Annotated in this window: 23 protein-coding genes; 9 read left to right on the top strand and 14 right to left on the bottom strand. The window is 71.9% G+C overall.

What is annotated here, in order from left to right; genetic code table 11:
* Positions 1 to 6 precede the first annotated feature (6 nt).
* The 3 genes from H9Y04_RS38950 to H9Y04_RS38940 are packed head-to-tail and all read right to left on the bottom strand — an operon-like array spanning position 7 to position 3,148.
* Positions 7 to 861, bottom strand: a complete 855-nt coding sequence (locus H9Y04_RS38950) for an SGNH/GDSL hydrolase family protein (protein WP_187818995.1) — start codon at positions 859 to 861, stop codon at positions 7 to 9.
* A 5-nt stretch (positions 862 to 866) separates the two neighbouring features.
* The gene (locus H9Y04_RS38945) at positions 867 to 2,030 is read right to left on the bottom strand and encodes a glycosyltransferase (RefSeq protein WP_187818951.1); all 1,164 of its coding nucleotides are present in this window, start codon (positions 2,028 to 2,030) and stop codon (positions 867 to 869) included.
* Positions 2,027 to 3,148 (bottom strand): glycosyltransferase family 4 protein, encoded by a 1,122-nt coding sequence (locus H9Y04_RS38940; RefSeq protein WP_187818950.1) that lies wholly within the window; start codon positions 3,146 to 3,148, stop codon positions 2,027 to 2,029. Before H9Y04_RS38940 ends, H9Y04_RS38945 begins: the two co-directional genes overlap by 4 nt.
* A 66-nt stretch (positions 3,149 to 3,214) precedes the next feature.
* Here H9Y04_RS38940 and H9Y04_RS38935 point away from each other — a divergent pair, with 66 nt between their 5' ends.
* Entirely contained in the window at positions 3,215 to 3,352 is a 138-nt protein-coding gene (locus tag H9Y04_RS38935; protein ID WP_187818949.1) for a hypothetical protein, read from the top strand.
* Here H9Y04_RS38935 and H9Y04_RS38930 read toward each other — a convergent pair.
* Positions 3,349 to 4,758 carry a HEAT repeat domain-containing protein gene (locus H9Y04_RS38930; protein ID WP_187818948.1) on the bottom strand — a complete coding sequence of 470 codons (1,410 nt, stop codon included), beginning with the start codon at positions 4,756 to 4,758 and terminating at the stop codon, positions 3,349 to 3,351. The two genes, H9Y04_RS38935 and H9Y04_RS38930, sit on opposite strands and share 4 nt — an antisense overlap.
* Before the next feature lie 280 nt (positions 4,759 to 5,038).
* Positions 5,039 to 5,431 (bottom strand): ankyrin repeat domain-containing protein, encoded by a 393-nt coding sequence (locus H9Y04_RS38925; protein WP_187818947.1) that lies wholly within the window; start codon positions 5,429 to 5,431, stop codon positions 5,039 to 5,041.
* Between the two features lie 295 nt (positions 5,432 to 5,726).
* On the opposite strand from H9Y04_RS38925, the gene H9Y04_RS38920 reads away from it, so the two are divergent.
* Together H9Y04_RS38920 and H9Y04_RS38915 are read left to right on the top strand one after the other, a co-directional pair.
* Positions 5,727 to 5,921: a hypothetical protein gene (locus tag H9Y04_RS38920; RefSeq protein WP_018534760.1), complete on the top strand. Its 195-nt coding sequence runs from the start codon at positions 5,727 to 5,729 to the stop codon at positions 5,919 to 5,921.
* Between the two features lie 39 nt (positions 5,922 to 5,960).
* Positions 5,961 to 7,502, top strand: coding sequence for an ATP-binding protein (locus tag H9Y04_RS38915; RefSeq protein ID WP_187818946.1), 1,542 nt, complete (start codon positions 5,961 to 5,963; stop codon positions 7,500 to 7,502).
* Positions 7,503 to 7,514: 12 nt separating this feature from the next.
* On the opposite strand, the gene H9Y04_RS38910 is transcribed toward H9Y04_RS38915, so the two are convergent.
* Positions 7,515 to 9,014, bottom strand: coding sequence for an SCO1417 family PLP biosynthesis transcription factor (locus tag H9Y04_RS38910; RefSeq protein WP_187818945.1), 1,500 nt, complete (start codon positions 9,012 to 9,014; stop codon positions 7,515 to 7,517).
* A 147-nt stretch (positions 9,015 to 9,161) separates the two neighbouring features.
* On the opposite strand from H9Y04_RS38910, the gene yczE reads away from it, so the two are divergent.
* The 4 genes from yczE (at position 9,162) to H9Y04_RS38890 (ending at position 12,650) form a co-directional block, all read left to right on the top strand.
* Positions 9,162 to 9,815, top strand: a complete 654-nt coding sequence (gene yczE, locus H9Y04_RS38905; protein ID WP_187818944.1) for a membrane protein YczE — start codon at positions 9,162 to 9,164, stop codon at positions 9,813 to 9,815.
* A complete protein-coding gene (locus tag H9Y04_RS38900) occupies positions 9,812 to 10,588 on the top strand; it encodes a glycerophosphodiester phosphodiesterase family protein (protein ID WP_187818943.1) in 777 nt (258 codons plus the stop codon). The genes yczE and H9Y04_RS38900 overlap by 4 nt, the downstream gene beginning before the upstream one ends.
* 34 nt (positions 10,589 to 10,622) lie before the next feature.
* Positions 10,623 to 11,969, top strand: a complete 1,347-nt coding sequence (locus tag H9Y04_RS38895; protein WP_187818942.1) for an MFS transporter — start codon at positions 10,623 to 10,625, stop codon at positions 11,967 to 11,969.
* Positions 11,970 to 12,275: 306 nt separating this feature from the next.
* Positions 12,276 to 12,650: an RNA polymerase-binding protein RbpA gene (locus H9Y04_RS38890; RefSeq protein ID WP_165333861.1), complete on the top strand. Its 375-nt coding sequence runs from the start codon at positions 12,276 to 12,278 to the stop codon at positions 12,648 to 12,650.
* Positions 12,651 to 12,782: 132 nt separating this feature from the next.
* Here H9Y04_RS38890 and fxsA read toward each other — a convergent pair whose 3' ends face one another.
* The 4 genes from fxsA to H9Y04_RS38870 form a co-directional block, all read right to left on the bottom strand.
* On the bottom strand, positions 12,783 to 13,376 hold the full coding sequence (gene fxsA / locus H9Y04_RS38885) for an FxsA family membrane protein (RefSeq protein WP_187818941.1): 594 nt from the start codon (positions 13,374 to 13,376) through the stop codon (positions 12,783 to 12,785).
* Between the two features lie 66 nt (positions 13,377 to 13,442).
* Positions 13,443 to 14,210, bottom strand: a complete 768-nt coding sequence (locus H9Y04_RS38880; RefSeq protein ID WP_187818940.1) for a polyprenol monophosphomannose synthase — start codon at positions 14,208 to 14,210, stop codon at positions 13,443 to 13,445.
* 511 nt (positions 14,211 to 14,721) lie between these two features.
* Positions 14,722 to 16,362 carry an amidohydrolase gene (locus H9Y04_RS38875; RefSeq protein WP_187818939.1) on the bottom strand — a complete coding sequence of 547 codons (1,641 nt, stop codon included), beginning with the start codon at positions 16,360 to 16,362 and terminating at the stop codon, positions 14,722 to 14,724.
* Between the two features lie 55 nt (positions 16,363 to 16,417).
* On the bottom strand, positions 16,418 to 16,858 hold the full coding sequence (locus H9Y04_RS38870) for an Lrp/AsnC family transcriptional regulator (protein ID WP_052577377.1): 441 nt from the start codon (positions 16,856 to 16,858) through the stop codon (positions 16,418 to 16,420).
* A 500-nt stretch (positions 16,859 to 17,358) separates the two neighbouring features.
* Between H9Y04_RS38870 and H9Y04_RS38865 the strand changes: the two genes are divergently transcribed.
* The gene (locus H9Y04_RS38865; RefSeq protein WP_187818938.1) at positions 17,359 to 17,796 is read left to right on the top strand and encodes a protein kinase family protein; all 438 of its coding nucleotides are present in this window, start codon (positions 17,359 to 17,361) and stop codon (positions 17,794 to 17,796) included.
* Between the two features lie 25 nt (positions 17,797 to 17,821).
* Here the strand turns inward: H9Y04_RS38865 and H9Y04_RS38860 are convergent, their stop codons facing one another.
* Together H9Y04_RS38860 and H9Y04_RS38855 are read right to left on the bottom strand one after the other, a co-directional pair.
* Entirely contained in the window at positions 17,822 to 18,925 is a 1,104-nt protein-coding gene (locus tag H9Y04_RS38860; protein WP_187818937.1) for a phosphotransferase family protein, read from the bottom strand.
* A gap of 53 nt (positions 18,926 to 18,978) precedes the next feature.
* A complete protein-coding gene (locus H9Y04_RS38855; protein WP_187818936.1) occupies positions 18,979 to 20,097 on the bottom strand; it encodes an Rv3169 family protein in 1,119 nt (372 codons plus the stop codon).
* A 222-nt stretch (positions 20,098 to 20,319) separates the two neighbouring features.
* Between H9Y04_RS38855 and H9Y04_RS47145 the strand changes: the two genes are divergently transcribed.
* A complete protein-coding gene (locus tag H9Y04_RS47145) occupies positions 20,320 to 20,979 on the top strand; it encodes a hypothetical protein (RefSeq protein ID WP_187818998.1) in 660 nt (219 codons plus the stop codon).
* Here the strand turns inward: H9Y04_RS47145 and H9Y04_RS38845 are convergent.
* Both H9Y04_RS38845 and H9Y04_RS38840 read right to left on the bottom strand, forming a co-directional pair.
* The gene (locus H9Y04_RS38845) at positions 20,942 to 22,114 is read right to left on the bottom strand and encodes an acyl-CoA dehydrogenase family protein (RefSeq protein ID WP_187818935.1); all 1,173 of its coding nucleotides are present in this window, start codon (positions 22,112 to 22,114) and stop codon (positions 20,942 to 20,944) included. The two genes, H9Y04_RS47145 and H9Y04_RS38845, sit on opposite strands and share 38 nt — an antisense overlap.
* A 252-nt stretch (positions 22,115 to 22,366) precedes the next feature.
* Positions 22,367 to 22,561 carry an SCO1431 family membrane protein gene (locus H9Y04_RS38840; RefSeq protein WP_308801758.1) on the bottom strand — a complete coding sequence of 65 codons (195 nt, stop codon included), beginning with the start codon at positions 22,559 to 22,561 and terminating at the stop codon, positions 22,367 to 22,369.
* Between the last annotated feature and the right edge of the window lie 29 nt (positions 22,562 to 22,590).

Raw genomic sequence — 22,590 nt, 5'->3', positions numbered from 1 at the left:
GGGAACTCAGCCCGCCGCAGGCGCCCCTGCCCCCACCAACGACCCCAACACCCCCGCCACCACCCGCTCGGCCCGCCCATCCAGCACGGCCGAAGCCCCCCGCACCCCGTACCGGACCTCCTCCACCGCCAGCCCCAAGAGCTGCGGCACCAGATCCCCGCACCGCCGCACCACCCACCCCGTCCCTGCCGTCGCGAGCCACCACACACTCGCCGCCCGCGGCACCGGCCCCCGCTCGGGCTCGACCGAAGGAGGCGCCCCCACCGAGACCCCCGCGTCGGACAACAACTCATGGAACCGGGCGGCGAACACCCGATGCCCCCGCTCCCCCGGGTGCAGCCGGTCCGCACTCCACAGCGACCGGTCGCTCACCCACCCGTCGTGCGCCGCATGCAGATGCACCGCCCCGTACCGCTCCGACAGCGCATGCACCAGCGCATTGACCGCCCGCTGCCGCCGGGCCAGCGGCCGGGCGAGCACCGCGGGCAGCCCGAGCATGGCACCGGGATCGGGCAGACACGCGGTGAGGAGCAGCGCACCGCGCGAGGTGAACTCCCCGTACACGGCGTCGAGTCGGGACGCCACACCCCGCACGTCGAAGGTCCGCCGCAGCGTGTCGTTGACCCCCACGACCACCGACACCACATCGGGCGCGAAGGCCACGGCCTGCGGTGTCTGCCGTTCCAGGACGTCCCGCGTCTGGGAGCCGCTGACCGCGAAGTTTCGGAACTCCACGGCCCGTCCGCCGCCACCGAGCGCGGGCGCGAGCAGTGCGGCCCACCCCCGCCATCCGTCCCCGGCGGGGTCCCCCACCCCTTCGGTCAGCGAGTCCCCGAGCGCGGCGAACCTCAGCGCCCCCACCGCGCTCACGACGCCACCTCCCGTACCGGCGCCCGCAGCACCGGCGCCTCATGAGCCGCCAGGAAGGCCCGCACCGCCCGGTCCCACCCGAAGCACTCGGCCCGCGCCCGGGCCGCCGCCCGCCGCAGCCGCTCCGGCCGGTCGAGCAACAGCTGTACGGCATCGGCGAAGGACGCACCGTCGTCGAGCGCCACCGCCCCCGCGGACCCGAGCACCTCCGGCAACGCGGACGACGCACTCGCCACCACGGGCGTCCCGCACGCCAGCGCCTCCAGCGCGGCGAGCCCGAAGGTCTCCGCGGGTCCGGGCGCCAGACACAGATCGGCCGTGGCCTGCAGAGCGGCCAACCGCCCCCGGTCGGCGACATGTCCGAGGAACCGCACCGGAAGGGACCGCGCCCGCCCTTCGAGGCGCGCCCGCAGCGGCCCGTCCCCCGCCACCACCAGCCGTACCGGAACGCCCCGCCCGCGCAGCACCCGTACCGCCTCGATCGCCGTCCCCGGCCGCTTCTCCACCGAGAGCCGCGAGCAGAGCACCAGCAGCACCTCGTCCTCGCGCGCCAGCCGGTTCCGCAGCCCCTGGTCCCGCAGCCCGGGCCGGCAGCGGTCGAGATCCACGCCGAGCGGCGCCCGTACGACATTGCGCGCCCTGATCCGTACGAACTCGCGCTCGGCCCACTCGGTGGTGCACACCACGCGTGAATAGGCGTACGCGGTACGGCGGTTGAGCCGGTCCGCGGCCCGCCGTGCGGCGGGCTCGGGCAGGCCCCAGGTGCGCAGCACCCCGTCCGCCGTCTCGTGCGAGACCATGACGGCGGGCACACGGGCACGCCGTGCCCACTCGCCCGTCCAGCGCAAGGTGGTGCGGTCGGACACCTCGAGCCGGTCGGGCCCGAGCCTCTCCAGGAGCGAGGCGAGCGCCCGGCGGTCGGTCAGCACGCGATAGCCGCCGGTGCCGGGCACCACTGGACCGGGCACGGTGATCACCCGCCCCTGCCCGGTCATCCGGTCCGCGGCGCGCTCCCCGGGCACGATCAGGACGGGCTCATGGCCCGCGGCGAGGTATCCGGCGCCCAACTCCCGTAGCGCCGTACGCAATCCACCGGAGGCGGGCGCCACGAAGTTCGCCATACGGACGATCCGCAGCCCCGCGGACGCCGGGGCGCTCATGCCGCCACCGCCGCTCGCGCGCCGAGCACCTCGGCGTAGTGCCCGAGCAGCTGGTCGCCGACGGCCTCCCAGGTGCGTCCGCGGACCATGGTGCGGCCTGCTCGGCCGTACGCGGCCCGCCGCCCGGGATCCGCCGCGAGCGCCCACACCGCCTCCCGGAACCCGGCCGCATCGCCCGGCGGCACGAGCAGCCCGGTCCTGCCGTGCGCCACCAGGTCGAGCGGGCCGCCCGCCGCGGGGGCGATCACGGGCACCCCGCTGGCCATGGCCTCCTGGACCGTCTGGCAGAAGGTCTCGTACGGCCCGGTGTGTACGAAGAGGTCCAACGAGGCGAAGATCCGGGCGAGTTCATCGCCCGTTCGCCGGCCGAGGAAGTGCGCGCCGGGCAGCGCCGCCCGCAGCGCGGGCTCGCTCGGTCCGTCGCCCGTGACGAGCACGCGGACGCCGTCCATCCGGCAGACCTCGGCGAGGAGGCCGACCTGTTTCTCGGGCGCGAGCCGCCCCACGTAGCCGACGATCAGCTCGCCGTTCGGCGCGTACCTGCGGCGCAGCTCCTCGTCGCGCAGCGCCGGATCGAAGCGCGCGGTGTCGACCCCGCGCGGCCACAGCGCCACCCGCGGCACGCCGTGCGCGACCAGGTCCCGCAGCGCCGTACCGGACGGCGCGAGGGTGCGGTCGGCCGCTTTGTGCACGGCCCGGATGCGCCGCCATGCGGCGGCTTCGCCCGCGCCCACGTACGTACGGGCATAGCCGGCCAGATCGGTCTGGTAGACGGCGACGGCGGGGATGTCGAGCCGGGACGCGGCCGCCATCGCGCGCACCCCGAGCACGAACGGGCTTGCCAGATGGACGAGTTCGGCCCGGTGGGAGACCAGCGCCGCCATGCCGCGCCGGCTCGGCAGCGCCACTCTCACCTGCGGATAGCCGGGCAGCGGCATCGAGGGGACGCGCACCACGGGGCACGGCGCGTCGCTGTCCGCGAGGGGAAGCCGGTGGTCGGGCGCGACGACCAGGGGGTCGTGTCCGCGCCGTACGAGATGGCGGGCGGTCTGCAGGGCGCAGTGCGCCACGCCGTTGACGTCGGGGGGAAAGGATTCGGTGACGATGACGACACGCATACCGCTGTTGTCGTCAGCCGCGGCGTGGCCACGTCAACGTGGATCTTTCGGGCGGGGGAACGTCCCATGAGCGTTCCCACCGCCCCGCCGAGGATCCCGTCCCCGGCGGCCTGCCGTACGTCGCGACTCCTGGCGCCGGGGGCGATCCGGCTCCAGGCGCGGGGGCCGATCGTGCCGCAGGCCTCGCGGCCGATCCGGCTCTAGGCGTCGGGCCCGATCCGGCTCCGCACCACCGTCTCCATCTCGGCCTCCTCCGCCGGATCGGCGGCGAGGCGGCGGAGCTGCTCCACGACCCGGCTGTCCGCGGTCTCGGCCCGCCGTGCGGCGAGCTCCCGCGTGTTCTCCTCGCAGTCCCACAGGCACTCCACCGCGAAGCCGGCGGCGAAGGAGGGATCGGTGGCGGCGAGCGCATTGGCGGCGCGCCCCCGCAGATGGGACGAGGCGGTCTCGCGATAGATGTGCCGCAGCACGGGCGCGGCACACGCGATGCCGAGCCGTCCCGTGCCGTCCACGAGGGTCCACAGGGTCGGCGCGTCGGGCCCCTCGGTCCGCACGGCCTCGCGCAGCGCGCCGAGCACAAGGGCGGCGTCCTGGGCGCCGCCTCTGCAGGCCAGCACCCGTCCGGCCGCGGCCCCCAGCGCATCGGGCCGCTGGGCCCAGCCGCGGGCCCGGTCGAGGGCGTGGTCGCCGGTCATCCGCTCGAAAGCATCGAGCGCTGCCTCGACGACGGCCGGTGAGCCGTCGGCGAGCGCGGCCTCCACCAGATCGAGCACGACGGGATCCTGCGCGTCGGCCAGGTAGCGCAACGCGGTGCAGCGCGCCCCGTCGGACCCTGAGCGCGCCGCGGAGATGATCTCGGGCAGATCCTCGGGTCCGGCCACGGCGGTCAGGCAGCGTGCGGCCGGCACATGCCGTCCGGCGCCGCGCTCCATGGCCTCCTCGGCCCAGGCGAACACGGCGTCGACGCTCCATCCGGGACGCGGCCCCGACGGCCTCATCTGCCGTTGCCACTGGTCGAAGGAGCCGCGCTCGCCTGCGGCGCGCACCCGGGCACCGATGAACTCACGGGGGTCCTCGGCCCACAGCCGCCAGGGCCTGGGCTCGTATGCGTCGCGCACGGCGGCCGACAGCTCGGTGTCCCCTTCCGCGGTCCGCGGGAAGCGGGCGAGCACGGGTTCGGCCAGGGCGCGCAGGCCGGAGTCGTCGTCGCGCAGGGCCAGTTCGTCCAGCGCCCAGGCCCAGTTGGAGCCCTCGGCGGCATAGCGGCGAAGGAGCATGAGCGCGTCGTCACGCCCGTACGACGTGAGATGGCCGAGCACGGAGAGGGCGAGACCGGTACGGGTCTCGTCGCCGTCGAGCACGTCCTCGGCGCAGAACAGATGCTGTGCGATCTGCTCGAGCGAGCCGCCCAGGTCGAGGTAGAGCCGCGCGTAGTAGAGCGAGCGGTTCTCCACCTGCCAGTCGTGGCGTGGATCGCTCAGCACACATTGGTTCAGGGCCGCGAGCGCCTGCTCGCGGGGGGCGGTGAGCGCGTGCAGCGTACCGTCGCCGCGACCTCGCTGGAGAAGGCCGAGCAGCGTACCGCTGGGCGCTATGACCGTGTCGAACATGGAAGGAGCCTCACATCAAGCTGTCGACGCAACAGGGGGTGTTTGTGCACTACCTGCCGGCGCAACAACACGTGCGGCTGGCCGTCGTCATCTGCTTGCTGAAAGCCATCTTCCTCTGCCTCTCGGTCGGCGGCCCGGGGATGGGCCGGTCACGGTGCGCGCGCTGGGGCGTCTGCCCAGCAGTCGTGTCCGTGCATCACGACGTCATGATGACCCAGCCGCTTCGGCTGGGTCGACCAGATTTCCGCTGACCCCCCGCATACCCCCGTGAAGCCCGGAACTACCCGGCGCCGAACAACTCCAAGAGGTCGGTCTTGCCGAACATCCGCGCCGTGTCCACCGCCGACGGCGTCCCCGCGGCCGGATCGGCGCCCCCGCCGAGCAGCACCTTGATCACTTCGTCCTCGCCCTTGAACACGGCGCCCGCGAGCGGCGTCTGCCCCCGGTCGTTGGCCCGGTCCGCGTCCGCGCCGCGCTCGAGCAGCGCACGCACCGCGGCGGCGTGCCCGTGATACGCGGCGAGCATCACCAGGGAGTCGCCGCGGTCGTTCGTGAGGTTCACCGGCACACCGGCGTCCACATAGGCGGCAAGGGTCTCGGTCTCGCCCTGGCGCGCCAGATCGAAGATCTTCGTGGCGAGCTCCACGACCTCCGGATCGGGTGCTTCCGTCATCGGCCAGACCTTTCGCTGAGTGATCAATGAGAACAAAAGCCCTGCGTACGCCCACGTCGGCCGTACGAGTGAATCGACAGCGTACTGCCCGTCACGGCACATGAGCGCCCCCGCCCGAGGCAAAGATCGCCTAGGGCCTCCTTGCGGCCCGACACCCGCCCGGCCGGCTCAGCAGCTTGCGCCCATACGAGGGGAATTAGCCGAATTTCACCCGGTTGCACCTTTTGTCGTATGGATACATGCTGTGAGCCTGGAAGAACTCATGGTGACTGTCCCCTCTACCAGGAGAACTCTCATGATTTTGTCCATCTCGGGTGTAGTGCTGCTGGGAATCATCGTCTTCCTCTTCTTCCGCAAGGACGGCCTCAAGGCCTCCCACGCGCTGGTCTGCGCGCTCTTCGGCTTCTATCTCGCGGGCACCGCCATCGCCCCGAGCATCAAGGCCGGCGGAGCGAGCCTGGCCAGCCTCCTGGGCGGCATCAAGTTCTGACGCTCTCCACCCGACGGATCACAACTCCAGGAGTACGACGTGGCCAGGCGACCACTCCCGCGCATTCTGACCACCGGTTCCGCATCTCTCACGCGAAGCCGGGAAATGGCCAGAACGGCAGCCGACAGCGCCACCGACGTACTCCATCCGTTGATCACCATCACTCGGGGACTGCGCCGCCTCGCCTCCGCAGGGCGGCGCAAATGGACCGAGACCCCCAAGGACCGCCGTGGACCCGTCCTGTTCCTGGTGGCGTCCTGCCTGCTCGTGGTCGTCCTCATCCCGTACGGGCCGCTGCTCGCCCTGATCTCCCTGATGGCGGCAGCGGCATGGACCGGCCGTGACCGCACCCCGGTGCAGACCGGCCCGGACGAGAACCAGCTCCAGCGCCTGCACACGCTCTACGAGGCGCTGGTTCCGTACTTCTCGGTGCCCGACGACCCGAGCCCGCTCTACGCGCACGGCGGCGAGTGGGACAAGACGTTCACGGCGCACGAGTTCGACGACAACGGCCGTATCAGCCGGCTCGTCCTGCGCTATCCCGCGTATTTCACCGACGGCGAGGCCTCGTCCCGGGCCCGTATCGAGCAGGTCCTTCACGCCAAGTCCGGCCGCGGCCGCGAGTACCACTTCGAGTGGGACGAGGAGGGCAACGAGCTCACCGTCCATGTGCTGCCGCCGCTGCCCACCGACATCTCCGCCCAGCGCTTCGTCACCACCCCCGGCGAGACCGTCCTCGGCTTCACGGACGAGACGGCCGTCCAGCGCACGCTCCCCGTCCTCGACGGCGGCGAGCAGCGCGATGTGCCGCCGGTGGTCTGGCGCACCGGACCCCGCTCGACCGAACCGCACCTCCTGATCGTCGGCCAGCCCGGCAGCGGCACCACGACCCTGATGCGCTCGATCGCGCTGCAGGCCCTCCAGTACGGCGACATCCTCGTCGTCGAGGGCAGCGGCACGGGCGAGTACGCCTGCCTGACCGGGCGTCGCGGTGTGCTCGGCGTCGAGTGCGGGCTCGCGGGCGCCGCGGCGTGTCTGGAGTGGGCGGCCCACGAGACCGAGCGCCGCCTGATCGCCGCGAACCGCGCCCGGCAGGCCGGTCAGCCGGCGCCCGAGGACACCCGCCGTCCGCTGTGGATCCTGCTCGACCGCCCCAGCATCCTCGGACACCTGGCCGCCGCGGACGGGCGCGACGACCCGCAGGCGCTGCTCCAGGTGCCGCTGCGGCACGGGCGCGCCGCCAGTGTCACGGTGGTCGTCGCCGACCAGTTCGACACCATGGACGCCCTCATCGATCCGGTGCGCCAGCACACCCGGGCCCGCGTGGTGCTCGGGGCCGCGCCCGCCGAGCAGATCGAGGCGGTCCTCGGCGCATCGCCGCACACCACGCCCACCCCGGACGTCCCGCCCGGGCGCGGCTACGCCCGGATGGGCACGGGTCCGGTCCACCGTCTGCAGGTGCCGGCCACCCCGGACCCGTACGACGACGCGACCAGCGACACCCACCGGCGCGCGGTACTCGACCTGCTGCCGGAGCGCGTCGCCACCGAGGACGACACGCTCAGCCCCTCCAACGCCTAGGCACTCACGGCTCTAAGCCACGAACATGTGCGGCTGCTGCGCGCTGCCCCCGGCTCCTCCTTCGACGAGCCGGGCAGCCGCGGCCAGCCGCACTGCGGCTTCCTCGGCCAGTGCGCCGCCCACGGTGAACGGCAGGCGTACGAACCCTTCGAAGGCACCGTCCACACCGAACCGCGGCCCCGACGGCACCCGCACACCGACCCGCTCGCCGACCTCGGCGAGCCGCGACCCGGACAGACCGCCCGCGCGCACCCACAGGGTCAGACCGCCCTTCGGCACCTCGAACTCCCAGGTGGGCAGCTCGCGGCGGACCGCCGCCACCAGGGCGTCCCGGTTCTCCAAGGCCTGGGTGCGGCGCAGCGCGACGGCCTCCTCCCAACCCCCGGTGCTCATCAGCCAGTTCACGGCCAGCTGTTCCACCACCGGCGTCCCGAGATCCGCGTACGCGCGGGCCGCGACCAGGCTGCGGATGACGTCGGGCGCCGCCCGCACCCACCCGATCCGCATCCCGGCCCAGAACGCCTTGCTGGCCGAACCCACCGTGATCACGGACGAGCCCGCCGGGTCGAACGAGCAGACCGGGCGCGGCATCTCGAAGCCGGGCTCCAGCCACAGTTCGCTCATCGTCTCGTCCACCACGAGCACGGTCCCCGCGGAGCGCGCGGCATCGACCAGGGCGCGCCGCTGATCGTCGTCCGGCAGCGCTCCCGTCGGATTGTGGAAGTCGGCCACCACGTAGGCGAGGCGGGGCGCCGACTCCCGCAGGACCTGACGCCAGCGCTCCACGTCCCAGCCGCTGAGCCCCTCCCCCATGGCGATCGGCACCAGGCGTGCGCCGGCCTCGCGCATCAGCTGCAGGATGTTCGCGTACGAGGGCGACTCGACAGCGATCCGCTCGCCGCGTCCGGCGAAGAGATGGCAGATCGCGTCGATGGCGCCCATGGCGCCGGTGGTGACCATGATCTGTTCGGGCATGGTCGGGATGCCGCGCTCGGTGTACCGGTCGGCGATCATCTGCCGCAGCGCGGGCAGGCCCGCCGGATAGTCGCCGTGCGTGTGGGCGTACGGCGGAAGCTCCTCCAGGGCGCCCTGCACGCTCCGGGTCAGCCACGGCTCGGGGGCCGGCAGCGCCGCGCAGCCGAGGTCGATCATCGAGCCGAGCGCCTCGGGCGGCAGCGGCTCCAGACCGCGTGCGGGCAACGGATTGCCGGCCGGCACGGCGGTCCAACTCCCCGCTCCCCTGCGGGATTCGAGGAACCCCTCGGTGCGCAGCGCCTCGTAGGCGGCGGCCACCGTCGTACGGCTGACGTTCAGCGCCAGGGCCAGTTCGCGCTCGGCGGGCAGCCGCGCCGCGACCGGCACCCGCCCTTCGAGCACGAGGGTGCGCACGCCATCGGCGAGCGCACGGTAGGCGGGCGGGCGGCGGGTACCGGGGCCGGCGGGGCGCGCCTGCTGGGAGGTGATCAGGCGGGCGAGCTGTGTCGAGCCCACCGCCGAAGTCCACTGCGCCATGAAACCAGTCCACCTTCCCCGAATTGGCCCTATCGGGCCTCTCTCGACAAGCCACAGAGTGTCATGTGTCAGCCAGTTGAGGCCACTGTCCCTCGGAGCGGGGGCCACACGACGGCCAGTAGCCACCTGAACACCGAGGGGGACACCTTGCAGCGCGGCACTCATCTGACCCGCCGCCTCGTACAGCTCTATGCGGGTCTCACGCTGTACGGCGCCAGCTCGGCGCTTCTGCTCCGCTCGGGCCTCGGCCTGGAGCCGTGGAACGTCCTGCACCAGGGCCTGGCCGAGAAGACCGGACTGACCATCGGCGTCGTGTCGATCATCGTCGGCGCGGCCGTGCTCCTGCTGTGGATCCCGCTGAGGCAGCGGCCAGGGCTCGGCACCGTCTCGAACGTGTTCGTGGTGGGGCTCGCCATGGACGGCACGCTCGCCCTCGTACCGGACGCGCACGGCTGGCCGCTGCGGATCGCCGCCCTCGTCGGCGGCATCGTCCTGAACGGCGTGGCCACCGGCCTCTACATCTCGGCCCGCTTCGGCCCCGGCCCGCGCGACGGCCTGATGACCGGACTCAACCAGGCCACCGGCTGGTCGATCCGCCTCTCCCGTACCTGCGTCGAGATCGCCGTGGTCGCCACCGGCTTCCTGCTCGGCGGCACGGTCGGCATCGGCACGGTGGCGTACGCACTGGCAATCGGCCCGCTCGCCCAGTTCTTCCTGCGCTTCTTCGCCATCCCGGGGCTGGAGCCCAGCAGCCGGGTGGTCGCCGCCGCGCCACGAAAGCGCGCGATACTGCGGTCGTGACCTCCCCGAACCCGCCGATACGCCACCCCTATCTCGACGCGGCCGCACCGCTCGCCTTCGCCCACCGGGGCGGGGCGGCGGACGGCCTGGAGAACACCGAAGCCGCGTTCCGCAGCGCGGTCGCCGACGGCTACCGGTATCTCGAGACGGATGTGCACACCACGGCCGACGGCCGGCTCGTCGCCTTCCACGACGCCACCCTCGACCGGGTCACGGACGCGGGCGGCCGGATCGCCGATCTGACCTGGTCCGAGGTGAGCCAGGCGCGCGTGGCAGGCAAGGAGCCGGTCCCGCTCTTCGAGGACCTCCTCGAGGCATTCCCCGACGCCCGCTGGAACGTGGACGTGAAGGCCGAACCCGCCCTGGTCCCGCTGATCGACCTCATCAGCCGCACCAACACCTGGGACCGCATCTGCGTGGGCTCGTTCTCCGAGGCCCGCGTCGCCCGCGCCCAGCTCCTCGGCGGCCCGCAGCTCGCCACCTCGCTCGGCGTCAACGGGGTGCTCGCCCTGCGCCTGCGCTCCCTCGGCCTTCCCGCCCGGCTGCGCCGTTCGGCCGTGGCGGCCCAGGTGCCGGAGACCCAGTCGGGCATCCGCGTGGTCGACCACCGCTTCGTCCGCACCGCACACGCCCTCGGACTCCAGGTCCACGTGTGGACCGTGAACGACCGGGCACGCATGGAGCGACTCCTGGACCTGGGAGTGGATGGCATCATGACCGATCACACGGGGACGCTGATCGAGGTGCTCAAGGAGCGCGGGGCCTGGACCTGAGCGCCGCCTCGACCGGCACGAACGAGGGGGCGCGTTGGCCGCGGACACCGTCACGGAACGCAGCGACGGCGCACAGCGCCGACGCGAACAGCACGGCTGGTACTTCTACGACTGGGCCTGCTCGGTCTACTCGACCAGCGTGCTCACGGTGTTCCTCGGCCCCTATCTGACGGAGATCGCGGAGTCGGCGGCCGACGCGGACGGCTTCGTCCACCCCCTCGGCATCCCGGTTCGGGCCGGCTCCTTCTTCCCGTACGCGGTATCGGCTTCGATCATCGTGGCGGTCCTGGTGATGCCGCTGGTCGGCGCGGCCGCCGACCGCACCGGACGCAAGAAGCCCTTCCTGGCGGCGGCCGCCTATCTTGGCGCGGCGGCCACGGCGGCCATGTTCCTGCTCGACGGCGACCGCTATCTGCTCGGCGGCCTTCTCCTCGTGGTCGCCAACGCCTCGCTCGCCGTGTCGATGTCTCTGTACAACGCGTATCTGCCGCAGATCTCCACCCCCGAGGAACGCGACGCCGTCTCCTCGCGCGGCTGGGCCTTCGGCTACGCCTCGGGCGCCCTGGTCCTCGTCCTCAACCTGATCCTGTTCACGGCCCATGACTCCTTCGGCGTCTCGGAGGCGACCGCCGTACGGATCTGTCTGGCCTCGGCCGGTGTGTGGTGGGGCGCGTTCACCCTCGTACCGCTGAGCAGGCTGCGCGACCGGCGCAGGGACCCGTCCGAACGGGAAGCGGCGGCCGGCGGCTGGCGCCAGCTGCGCGCGACCTTGCGCCACATGCGCCGCCACCCGCTGACCCTGGCCTTCCTCCTTGCCTATCTGGTCTACAACGACGGCGTCCAGACCGTGATCTCCCAGGCTTCGGTCTACGGCTCGAAGGAGCTGGGCCTCGGGCAGTCCACCCTGATCGTCGCGGTGCTCCTGGTCCAGGTGCTCGCGGTCGCCGGGGCGCTCGGCATGGGCCGGCTCGCCCGCACGTACGGGGCCAAGCGGACGATTCTCGCCTCGCTCGTCGTGTGGACCTTCATCCTGGCCGCGGGCTACTTCCTGCCCGCCGGCGCACCCGTCTGGTTTTTCGTGCTCGCGGCGGGCATCGGCCTGGTGCTCGGGGGTACCCAGGCCCTGTCCAGGTCCCTGTTCTCGCATCTGGTGCCGCGGGGCAAGGAGGCCGAGTACTTCTCGGCGTACGAGATGAGCGACCGCGGAGTCAGCTGGCTCGGCCCGCTGATCTTCGGCCTGACGTACCAGGCGACGGGCAGCTACCGGGACGCGATCGTCTCGCTGGTGGTCTTCTTCGCGCTCGGATTCCTGCTCCTGGCACGGGTTCCGGTGCGCCGGGCCGTCGAGGCCGCGGGCAATCCGGTGCCCGAGCGGATCTAAAGGATCGGAAAAAAGCGCAGGAGCAGCACGAAAAGCGGGGGGCGGATTTAACACCGGGTGACAAAGGCCGGTAGTGTACGCCTTTGGCCTGCCAGGCGTACCGTTCCTTCACGCTAAAGAAACTCAAGCGTTGGGTGACATCTGCTGCCAGATGTGACAAACCGGGCGTGGGTGGGTACAACAAGGGGCGGCTAAGACGGCGACGCGTGACCCGGAACGGGAATCTTTACCGCCGACCGGACGTTGACCGGATGACGACGACAGCGACACCTGTCCTGTGGGCGACAAGCCCGGGAGGCACGATTCATGAGTGAGCGAGCTCTTCGCGGTACGCGACTCGTAGTGACCAGCTACGAGACCGACCGCGGCATCGACCTGGCTCCGCGCCAGGCGGTGGAGTACGCATGCGACAACGGACATCGATTTGAGATGCCGTTCTCGGTGGAGGCAGAGATCCCTGCGGAGTGGGAGTGCAAGGTCTGCGGGGCCCAAGCACTCCTGGTGGACGGCGACGGCCCTGAGGAGAAGAAGGCCAAGCCCGCGCGAACGCACTGGGACATGCTCATGGAGCGGCGTACGCGGGAGGAGCTGGAGGAGGTCCTGGCCGAGCGCCTGGCCGTCCTGCGCTCCGGGGCGATGAACATCGCCGTGCACCCGCGCGACAGCCGTAAGACGGCATAACCAAGCGGTACGCACAAGCGAAACCGGACCGGGGCGCGGACACTGATGTGTCCGCGCCCCGGTCCGGTTTCGCATGCCCGCGCACGCGCTCGCGCTCGGTCCCGAAGGACCGCGCCCGTGCCCGTGCGGGGATCAGGAAGTGATCGGCGGATACGGTCCGTCGTCGCGCCGCGGCCCGGGCTCGCCGGGCACGTCATCGCGAATGACCTCGCCCTGGACGACCTTGCCGTCGGGACGGTGGATACGGGCCTGCTGGAAGGCGCTCTCGAAGCTGCCGGCGCCCGCCTCGGCCAGCCGCTTCTCGAAGGACTTCTCGGCGCGCCTGGCGACCGCCTTGCGGACCGGCGGCAGCAGGCAGACGAGACCGATCGCGTCGGACAGCAGCCCGGGCATGATGAGCAGCAGTCCGGCGAGCATCGTCAGACCATTGCCGCGGCTCTGCTGCGTCTGGGGCGCGGTCACGGGTTCGCCGGCGGCCGCGGCCGTCTGGGCCTGCTGCAGGGTCTCGCTCAGGCTGCGGAAGGCACGGCGTCCTGCCCGCTTGATCACATAGGCGCCGAGCACGACGCCCGCGAGCAGCAGCAGGAAGACCACGAAGCCGCTGGTCGCCTGGGCGACCTGCAGGAGCAGCCAGATTTCGAGCACCAGCCAGGCGGCGATCCCGAGCGGCAGAAACCTCAGGCGCTTCGAGCGTCCGGCGGGGCGTGCTGTCGGAGGCGTCGTCATGCCTCCAGTGTGCCGTCTGCCGCGTCCGTACGGCGTAAGGGCGAGATCAACAACCGGCGGCGCGGGTCACCGGGACTTGCCGCGCCCCAGAACCTTGCCGGTCCGCTCGGTCACGCCCCAGGCGGTGACCCGCCACAGCGCCTCGACCAGGATGTCGCGGCTCATCTTGGAGTCGCCCAGCTCGCGCTCGACGAAGGTGATGGGCACCTCGACCACGTGGAAGCCGGACCTGACCGCACGCCGGGCGAGGTCGACCTGGAAGCAGTAGCCCTGCGAGGCGACGTCGTCCAGGCCGAGGCCTTCGAGGGTCTCCTTGCGGAACGCGCGGAAACCGCCGGTGACATCGCGGATCGGCACGTCCAGCATCAGGCGCGAGTACAGGGAGCCGCCGCGGGAGATGAACTCGCGGGACTTGGGCCAGTTGACCACCCGGCCGCCGGGCACCCAGCGCGAACCGAGCACCAGGTCGGCGCCCTTGAGCGCGGTCAGCAGGCGGGGCAGTTCCTCGGGCTTGTGGGAGCCGTCGGCGTCCATCTCCACGAGCACGCCGTAGCCGTTCTCGATGCCCCAGCGGAAGCCCGCCAGATACGCGGCGCCGAGGCCTTCCTTGCCCTTGCGGTGCAGCACGTGGATGTGGTCGTCCTCGGCGGCCAGCTCGTCGGCGAGCTTGCCGGTGCCGTCGGGGCTGTTGTCGTCGGCGACGAGGATGTGCGCATCGGGCACCGCGGCGCGCACGCGGGCCGCGATCGGCTTGATGTTCTCGGCCTCGTTGTACGTCGGAATGATCACCAACGCTGTGCCGAGCGGGCCGTACTCCCGCTGAGCGCCGTCCATCACTGCGTGCCCCTTAATTCCAAAAGCGGATGCTCCACCATAGTGCTGCCCGCGACCCGACCTGCAGGGACGGGGGCGAGGGTGTCGCCGAAGCGATGGGAACGGTGCGGGAACAGGACCCGGCGCCCTTCGGGCCGACCTGGGACCCGCTGGCTGCGGGTCGACCGAAAGCCGTTGTCTACTGAGCGTCCGGGCCCCACCCGGGTCGCACCAATCCGGCGGGGCGGCACCTGCGTTCGCCCCCGAGGCGCGGACGCTGGGCCTGGCTCCCAGTGGCGGTGTGCCGGTGCGACACTCCGCCCCCATGACCCAGCTGCGTTCGACGACTGCGTGGAGGTGTCCCAGCCGGACGTCCTGTGGTGGACCCGGCCGAAACTACCCGTCCCACGCGCCCGTCTGTCAACACACGTTTCACCTGCGGCGTTGCGCGGTAGGCCCAGCTCAACGCCGTGATCACGGGGCCGAGCGGCAGCCTCCCCGCCGCCGATCGGGGCCGCGCCACTCCGCACGGTCACTCGTTAGGCCGTACGTACACCGTGCGGCCGGCCACCACGGTCTCCAGGCAGACCGGCAGCGCGGCGCCCGGCGTCAGGTCGGGCAGTCCGGGTGTTCCGGAGCGCGGGTCGGTGGACCAGCGGGCGACGCGGTCGTCGGGGGCCTGCACGATCAGTTCCTCGGTCTGCCAGATCGCGTAGTCGGCCGGCGCGCCCGGCACCAGGGAGCCGGCGTCGTCCCGGCCGACGGCCCGCCAGCCGCCGCGGGTGTGCGCGGTGAAGGCGGCGCGCACCGACACCCGGTGCTCGGGCGTGCGGTGGAAGGCGGCGGCGCGAATCGTGCCCCAGGGGTCGAGCGGGGTGACCGGGCTGTCCGAGCCGAAGGCCAGCGGGACGCCGGAACGCAGCAGCGCCGCGAAGGGGTTGAGGGTCCGGGCCCGCTCGGCGCCCAGCCGCTCGGCGTACATCCCGTCCTCGCCGCCCCACAGGGCGTCGAACGCGGGCTGTACGGAGGCGGTCAGGCCGAGTTCGGCGAAGGCCGCGATGGTCTCGGGGGTGAGCATCTCGGCGTGCTCGACGCGGTGGCGTCCGGCGCGTACCCGGCCCAGGCCCAGCTTCTCGGCGGCGATGCGCGTACCGGCGACCACGGTGCTCACCGCGGCGTCGCCGATGGCGTGGAAGCCGGCCTGGATGCCCGCCTCGGTGCAGGCGATGACGTGGACCGCCACGGCGGCCTCGTCGAGGAAGGAGGTGCCCGTGTGGGCCGCGTCCGCGTACGCCTCGTGCAGACAGGCGGTGTGCGAGCCGAGCGCGCCGTCCACGAACAGGTCGCCCGCCGCGCCCAGGGCACCCAGATCGCGGATGCGGTCGGCGCCGGCGGCCGATTCCAGGGCCTCGGCCCAGTAGCCGACCACCCGCGGGCCGGGCTCCTCTGCGGCGAGCGCGAGCAGGCCCGTGAGGTCGTCCTCGGAGGAGATCTCGGGTCCGGCGCACTCGTGCACCGAGCCGATGCCGAGGGAGGCCGCGTGCCGCAGTGCGGCGCGCTGGGCCTCGGCCCGCTGCACGGGCGCGATCGCCTCGTGCGCGGCCCGCCGTACGGCGTGGTGGGCGTCCTTGGTCAGCGGGGCGTCGGCCGCGAAGCCGGGCAGCTCGCGCACGCCCGGCACGAGGTCGAGCAGGGCGGTGGTGGCGACGGCCGAGTGCACGTCGATCCGGGTCAGGTACAGCGGCCGTCCGCCGGTGGCCTCGTCCAGCTCGGTGCGGTGTGGGGCGCGGCGCTCGGGCCAGCGTGCGGCGTCCCAGCCGTGGCCGAGCAGGACCCGGTCGCCGGGACGGCTCGCCGCGTACTCCCGTACGCGGTCGAGGGCCTCGCGCAGGCTGCGGACGTCCGAGAGTTCGAGGCCCGTGAGGGCGAGACCGGTGGACGTGGTGTGCACATGGGCGTCGGTGAACGCCGGGGCGACCAGGGCCCCTTCGAGGTCCCGCACCTCGTCCACGCCTTCGGCGAAGGCGTCGGCCGCGCCCTCCGAGCCGACCCACGCGATCTGTCCGCGCTCGACGACCATGGCGGTCGCGAACGGGTCGGCGGGGCTGTGGACCTCACCGCCGCGCAGCAGGTAGGTGCGGTGGTCGGGGGCGCTGGGATTGGTCTCGCTCATGGGGAACAGTCTCGCGCCTCGGACCGGACGATACGGACGCGGGGGCCGAACAGTGTCAGATACGCGGCGGACGCGCCTCGTACGGCGTGGAGAGGCAGACCGTCGTACGGGTGGAGACGCCGGCGAGTGCGCGGACCCGGCCGAGCAGGTCCTCCAGTTCGAGGGGGGTGGAGACGCGCACCTTGAGGATGTAGTTCTCGTCGCCCGCGACGCTGTGGCAGGCCTCGATCTCGGGGACGCCGGCGAGGCGCTCGGCGATGTCGTCGGGGGCGCTCGGATCGAAGGGCTTGACCGAGATGAACGCGGTCAGGGGCAGGCCCACGGCCTCCGGGTCGACCACGGCCGCGTATCCGCGGATCACACCGCGCTGTTCGAGCCGGCGCACCCGCTGGTGCACGGCGGACGTGGACAGGCCGGTGGCCTTGCCCAGGTCGGTGTAGCTCATCCGCCCGTCCTTGACGAGCAGCTGCACGATCTGGCGGTCGAGGTCCTCCATGGCGCAAGAACCTACAGTGCCGTGATCGACGGGGATACCTGGGATCCGTACGGGCTTTCAGAGGCTTTCAGAGGTACGGACCGTCGAAGGTCCCGTCGCGCCGGGGGCGATCGGCCGTGGCGGCGGCGCCCGTACGAGGCGGACGCTGGTGGGTGTTCGCAGCGCGTCCCCCTGCCGGGGCGCGCACACCACGACTTCGGGCAGGTGCCACCACCGATGCGACGTACCAGCGTGATCGCCATCGGCAGTCTCTTCGTTCTCTGCGTGGGCTTCATCGCCTTCTGCGCGGAGCAGTACGCGTCGGTGATGGGCAGCCTCTGAGCCGGATCCGGGCCGTGGACGCCCGGGACGGGTGAAACCTCTCCACCCCTCTGTGACGAACGCCACACCGCTGCAACCGTGTCCTCGCCGGCGGCGTGGTTAGGGCCACGAGCAGGCGGGAAGTGCTTGCTGTGGTCGAGGCCGCAGCGCCTTGTCGGCCCATCCCAGGGGGAGTACCCATGCAGAATCCCAAGCGCCCCGTTCGCAGCGCCCGCGGTAAGCAGCAGGCACCGGTCGCCGCCGAACCGGAGGGCGTCGAACCGGAGCACCTCGACGGTTCCGACGAGCTGGACGAGTACGACACGTTCGAGATGTACCGGGTGATCTGCCCGGACTGTGCGCAGCCCATCGCGCTGCTCGCTGACGAGGACGTTCTGCCGCAGCACGCCAAGTGCCCCACTCCGTGGAACCCGTTCGGCCTGACCACCTGCGACGGCACGGGCCGGCCCGCCGCGGACGCCCGTCCCGCCGACGACGGCTTCGAGGTTCAGGAGCAGGACACCGCGCTGCTTCTGACGCTGCCGCAGGGGCTCGACTGGCGTACGCAGCCCTTCTCGCACGTGGGCGGTCCGGGCTCGCGCCCGATCAAGCCCTCGTCGCTGCGCAGCGCCGCCTGAGACGGCGCCGCGCGCTGACGGAGCGTCAATCCCAGTAGCTGCCCTGCACCATGGCCGCCAGGCTGGCGTGGTGCAGGATCAGTTTGTCCACGTCCTTGGGGTCATCCGGGACGGTCGTCTCGCCGAAGTGCACCTGCCGGTAGGCGACGCGGAGCATCACGACCGCGTGCCGCAGCGCCGCGTACAGGGTGTAGAAGTCCATGTTCCGCGGTGTGTGGCCGGTGAGTTCGCCGTAGCGCGCCTCGATGCGGTCGCGGCGCAGGAAGTCCGGGAGCCCGGCCTGTCCGAAACTGACCGTGAGGTCCTGGAAGAAGCGGTGCAGGTAGACCGTCCAGCCCAGGTCGACCTCGCGCGGAGCGAGTGAGGCCATCTCCCAGTCGAGTACGGCGGCGGGTTCGAAGCCGTCGTAGATGATGTTGCCGATCCGGGCATCGCCCCAGTTGAGGACCGCTTCGCCCTCCTCGGCGGGCCAGAGCTCCTCGAGACGCTCGAAGGCCGTCTCGATCAGCGGGGAGCGGGCGACGTCGCGTACGACCCACTCGTAGTACGTGCGTTGCGCCTCGACATGCTTGCGCAGCGGGCTGCCGTCGCCGGGCTCGGCCAGCAACTCGGCTTCTTCCGCGGGGAATTGATCGTGCAGCTTGGCGAGGAGCGTGATCGAGGCCTCTTCGAGGTGTGCGCGTTCGGCGTCGCTCGCTGAGTGCAGCCAGTTCCCCTCGTACGTGTAGGGCATGACGTCGGGCGGTACGCGGCCGTCCTTGCGTTCCATGACGAAGAACGGCGCCCCCAGCGGGCCGGGGTCGAGTTCGAGCCACTGCACGCGCGGGACCGGGAGTTCGGTGTGCTCGCCGACGAGGCTCATGACGCGGTGCTGCCGCTCCATGTCGTACACCGGGAAGATCGTGTACGCGGAGGGGTCGGCGGCCAGGCGCAACGCGCAGGCCGCGAGCGGGGGTTCGGGGTGCTCGATGTCGAAGAGCAGGGTCTCGCTGGACATGCCGTTGGACTCGGGGACCGAGACATTGGTCGCCTTCGCGCCGGGCAGCCGGGCGGCGAGCCAGGCGGTCAGGAGACGGCCGAGTTCCTCGGGGTCGCGGGTGGTGGTGCGGGGGCGGGGTGCCGTGGCCATGGTTCAACTCCTCTCGCGGGTACGGGGGTTCAGGGGGCGCCGGGCGCGGGTACTCACGGGGCGACCGAGTCGAAGCCGGTGAAGCCGGAGGGGTCGTGGCGGCCGAAGCTGCCGTGCTCGAAGATGCCGTAGCCGGTGCGCCCGTCGAGGGTGAAGCGGGCGGCGTGGTCGATCACGCCGTAGGCCGCGAGGGGGTGCGCCGAAGGATCCGAGAGGTCGTACGTGCGTCGGTCGGACCAGTCGTGGCCGCGCCAGGTGCCGTGCTGCCAGTCGTCGGCGGGCGGATAGCCGGCGCCCAGGGCGAGCGGGATCGAGGTGAGGCATTCGACGGTGAGCTCGACGGGCTTGCGGGAGGCGTCGGCGAGGTGGACGACGGCGCGCTCGGGGTGGCGGGTGCCCGAGCGGTAGGTGATGTCGGCCTGGGGCCAGCCGAGTTGGACGTCGCGCACGCCCTCGCGGACCATCACAGCCTCGTTCAGGGTGCGGTAACCGTCGGCGTCCTCCTGGGCGATCACCATCACGAAGCGGTCGTCGAAGCGGACCGGTATCCAGAGCCAGTGGAAGCCCTCGGTGCGCGCCTCGGCGGCGATCCGGCCGCCCTCCTCGCCGGGGATCGGCCGTACGCCCCAGCTGCGGTCGCGGGTGCCCGTCCAGGCGTCCGCGCGGACGGCGATCTCCTCTCCCGCGGCCCGGATGGTCCCTTCGGGACGTCCCGCCTGGACGAAGCGGCGCCCCTCCAGGGTGAGCCTGTCGCCCTTGCGCTGGGTGTGGTGCGGCTCCCAGAGGGCCGGGAAGTCCGCGGTCCATGTCAGGTCGTACGAGAGGGAGTCGGGTCCGTCGGCGGCACACTGCAGCCGGATGCGCTTGAGGGGCTCCTCGACCGTGATCTTCAGCGGGCCGACCTCCAGCTGCATCCGGTCGTCCCCGAGTGCGTCGGACGCGCGTACGGCGTGCAAAGTGTCGCCGATACGCAAGGTGGCGTATGCGTCGATCACCCCCATGTTGGGGTAGACCCCCAGACCGAGGATGAGCAGGAACCGGCCCTCGTGGTCGAAGAGATGGAAGATGCAGCGGTCGTACGCGTTGCGGTCGCCGGTGGCGACATGCTTCATCGAGAGCGGGACCTGGTGGACGGGGTACTCGTCGAGCGGCACCGGTCGGTCGTCGGCCACGGCAATCCTCCCTGAACACACGGTGGTTGCAGGGCGCGCCCCCTGCGGCGGAGATGACGGTACGTCAGATACGCAGCGGGGGGCCATACTCGTGTCAACGCTCGTCAGGCCTCGGCGCAGGACGCTTCAGGAGTCATCGGCCGCGCGGCCGGAATCACCCTCCGAACCGATCCGCGAATTCCGGCGAGGGTGTCCTGCGCGCTTTTGCCGCGTTGGCCCGGCATGACCCCCTTGCACGAAGCACTCGGCAGGCGCCGCCGCACGCTCTACGTCCCCACGGCCGGAGAATCGGTTCAGCAGACCGCTGACCGTGGTGCGGTCCGCGCGTCCGACCCGCCCATCTACCGGGAACTGCTGCGGAACTGGGCGGGCAGGGGGAAGACGCTGCCGGGGCACAGGGACCCCGAGTGGGCACGGCTCACGGCGCCGATCGTGCGGCCGGGGGAATTCGGCTCGGGCGAGCCGTTCGGCAGCACGGAGCGGTTCGGCGCCACGGAGCGGTTCGGCGCCACGGAGCCGTTCGGGTCGGGCGAACCCTTCGGGACGCCGGCGGGCGCGGGTGCGCGCCCGCCGCGCCAATTCACCCCCGGGCCCGGCCAGTTCGGCGAGACCCGGGAGCGGATGCAGTTCGGTGAGGCTCAGGACCGCAGGCAGTACGCCGACGCTCAGGACCGGATGCACTTCGGCGAGCCTCAGGACCGGATGCAGCGTGCAGAGCCTCAGGACCGCAGGCAGCGTGCAGAGCCTCAGGACCGGATGCAGCATGCAGAGGCTCAGGACCGCAGGCAGTACGGCGAGCCTCAGGAGCGGATGCAGCTCGCCGAGGCCCAGGACCGTATGGCGTTCAGCGAGACTCAGGACCCGCGAGGTGACGGGCGATGACCATCCGCTGGATCTGGTTGGTGCCCTCGACGATCTGAAGGACCTTGGCCTCGCGCATCAGGCGCTCGACGGGGAAGTCCTGCGTGTAGCCGTAGCCGCCGAGCACCTGGACCGCGTCCGTGGTGACCTTCATGGCGGTGTCGGTGCAGAACAGCTTGGCCATCGCCGCCTGCCGCGAGAACGGCCGTCCGGCGTCGCGCAGCCGGGCCGCCGCCAGGTACAGGGCGCGGCCGGCCTCGATCTGGGTGGCCATGTCGGCGAGCATGAAGCGCAGGCCCTGGAAGTCGGCGATCGGGCGGCCGAACTGCTGCCTCTGCGTGGCATAGCCGAGCGCCTCGTCGAGCGCCGCCTGGGCGACACCGATCGCGCAGGCGGCGATGCCGAGCCGGCCGCCGTCGAGCGCGGACAGGGCGATCGCGAAGCCCTGGCCCTCGTCGCCGATGCGGCGGGCGTCGCTGACACGGACGCCGTCGAAGTGCAGCTGCGCGGTGGGCGAGCCCTTCATGCCCATCTTCTTCTCGGGCACTGCGGCCGTCAGACCCTCGGCATCGCCGGGCACGAGGAAGGCGGTGATCCCGCGGGATCCCTCTCCCCCGGTGCGGGCGAGCACCGTGTAGAAGTCGGCGATCCCGCCGTGGGTGATCCAGGCCTTGGTGCCGTCGAGGATCCAGTCCTCGCCGTCCCGTACGGCCTTGGTGCGCAGCGAGGCGGCGTCCGAGCCGGAGGACGGCTCCGAGAGGCAGTACGCGCCGAGCAGTCCGCCGCCGAGCATGGCGGGAAGGTGCTCGGTGCGCTGCTCCTTGGTGCCGTAATTGGCCAGCGCGTGGCAGGCGAGCGAGTGCACGCTGACGCCGAGGCCGACCGTCAGACGGGCCGCGGCGAGCTCTTCAAGCACCTGGAGGTAGACCTCGTACGGCTGCTCACCGCCGCCGAACTCCTCCTCGTACGGCAGACCGAGCAGTCCCGACTGGGAGAGCAGCGAGAAGACCTCGCGCGGGAAATGCCCGGCTTCCTCCTGTTCGGCGGCGCCGGGCGCGATCTCACCCTTGATCAGCTCGCGGACGAGCATGAGCAGATCCGCGGCCTCCTCGGTGGGCAGCTGTCGGTCCACCGGCTGTGGGGCTCGGACGGTCATGGCGAGACTCCTCCCTGTCGGGCGCTGCGGCGGACGCGCGCGCAGGGTGTGGCGGCGCCGCCGAGGTCTGACGTGCTCAGTCGTAGCCCTTGGATCCGGGTCTCGAAACCGGGGCGAGTGACTGGCGCGCGATGAGTATGCCCGATACAAGGCTGCACGTCACCCGGTTCACGACCGTTAACTCATCTCAATTTGAGCACGTCTGCACAACCCTCGGAAGGGTGCACCTGGCAGGGGAACGGCGGGAGGTTTTCAGAGCAGCCCGGTCTGCGAGACGAACATGGCCAGGACCACGACGAGGGTCCAGCCCGCGAGATGCTCGAGGATCTTCGGCCCGTTGTCCTTGGGGCCGCCGGTCCGGCTGCGGACGTACTCGGCGATCTCGGCGGTGGTGGCGGCGGCACGGGCGCTGACGCGGGCGCTGGAGTTCATGGCTGTCTCGCTCACGGTGGTACTGCGGTGGAGGTTCCCCCTGG

This window comes from Streptomyces polyasparticus, assembly GCF_014493765.1.
Lineage (GTDB): Bacteria > Actinomycetota > Actinomycetes > Streptomycetales > Streptomycetaceae > Streptomyces > Streptomyces polyasparticus.
Note: the sequence above shows the minus strand (reverse complement) of the source record. Positions and strands in the feature narration are given on the sequence as shown.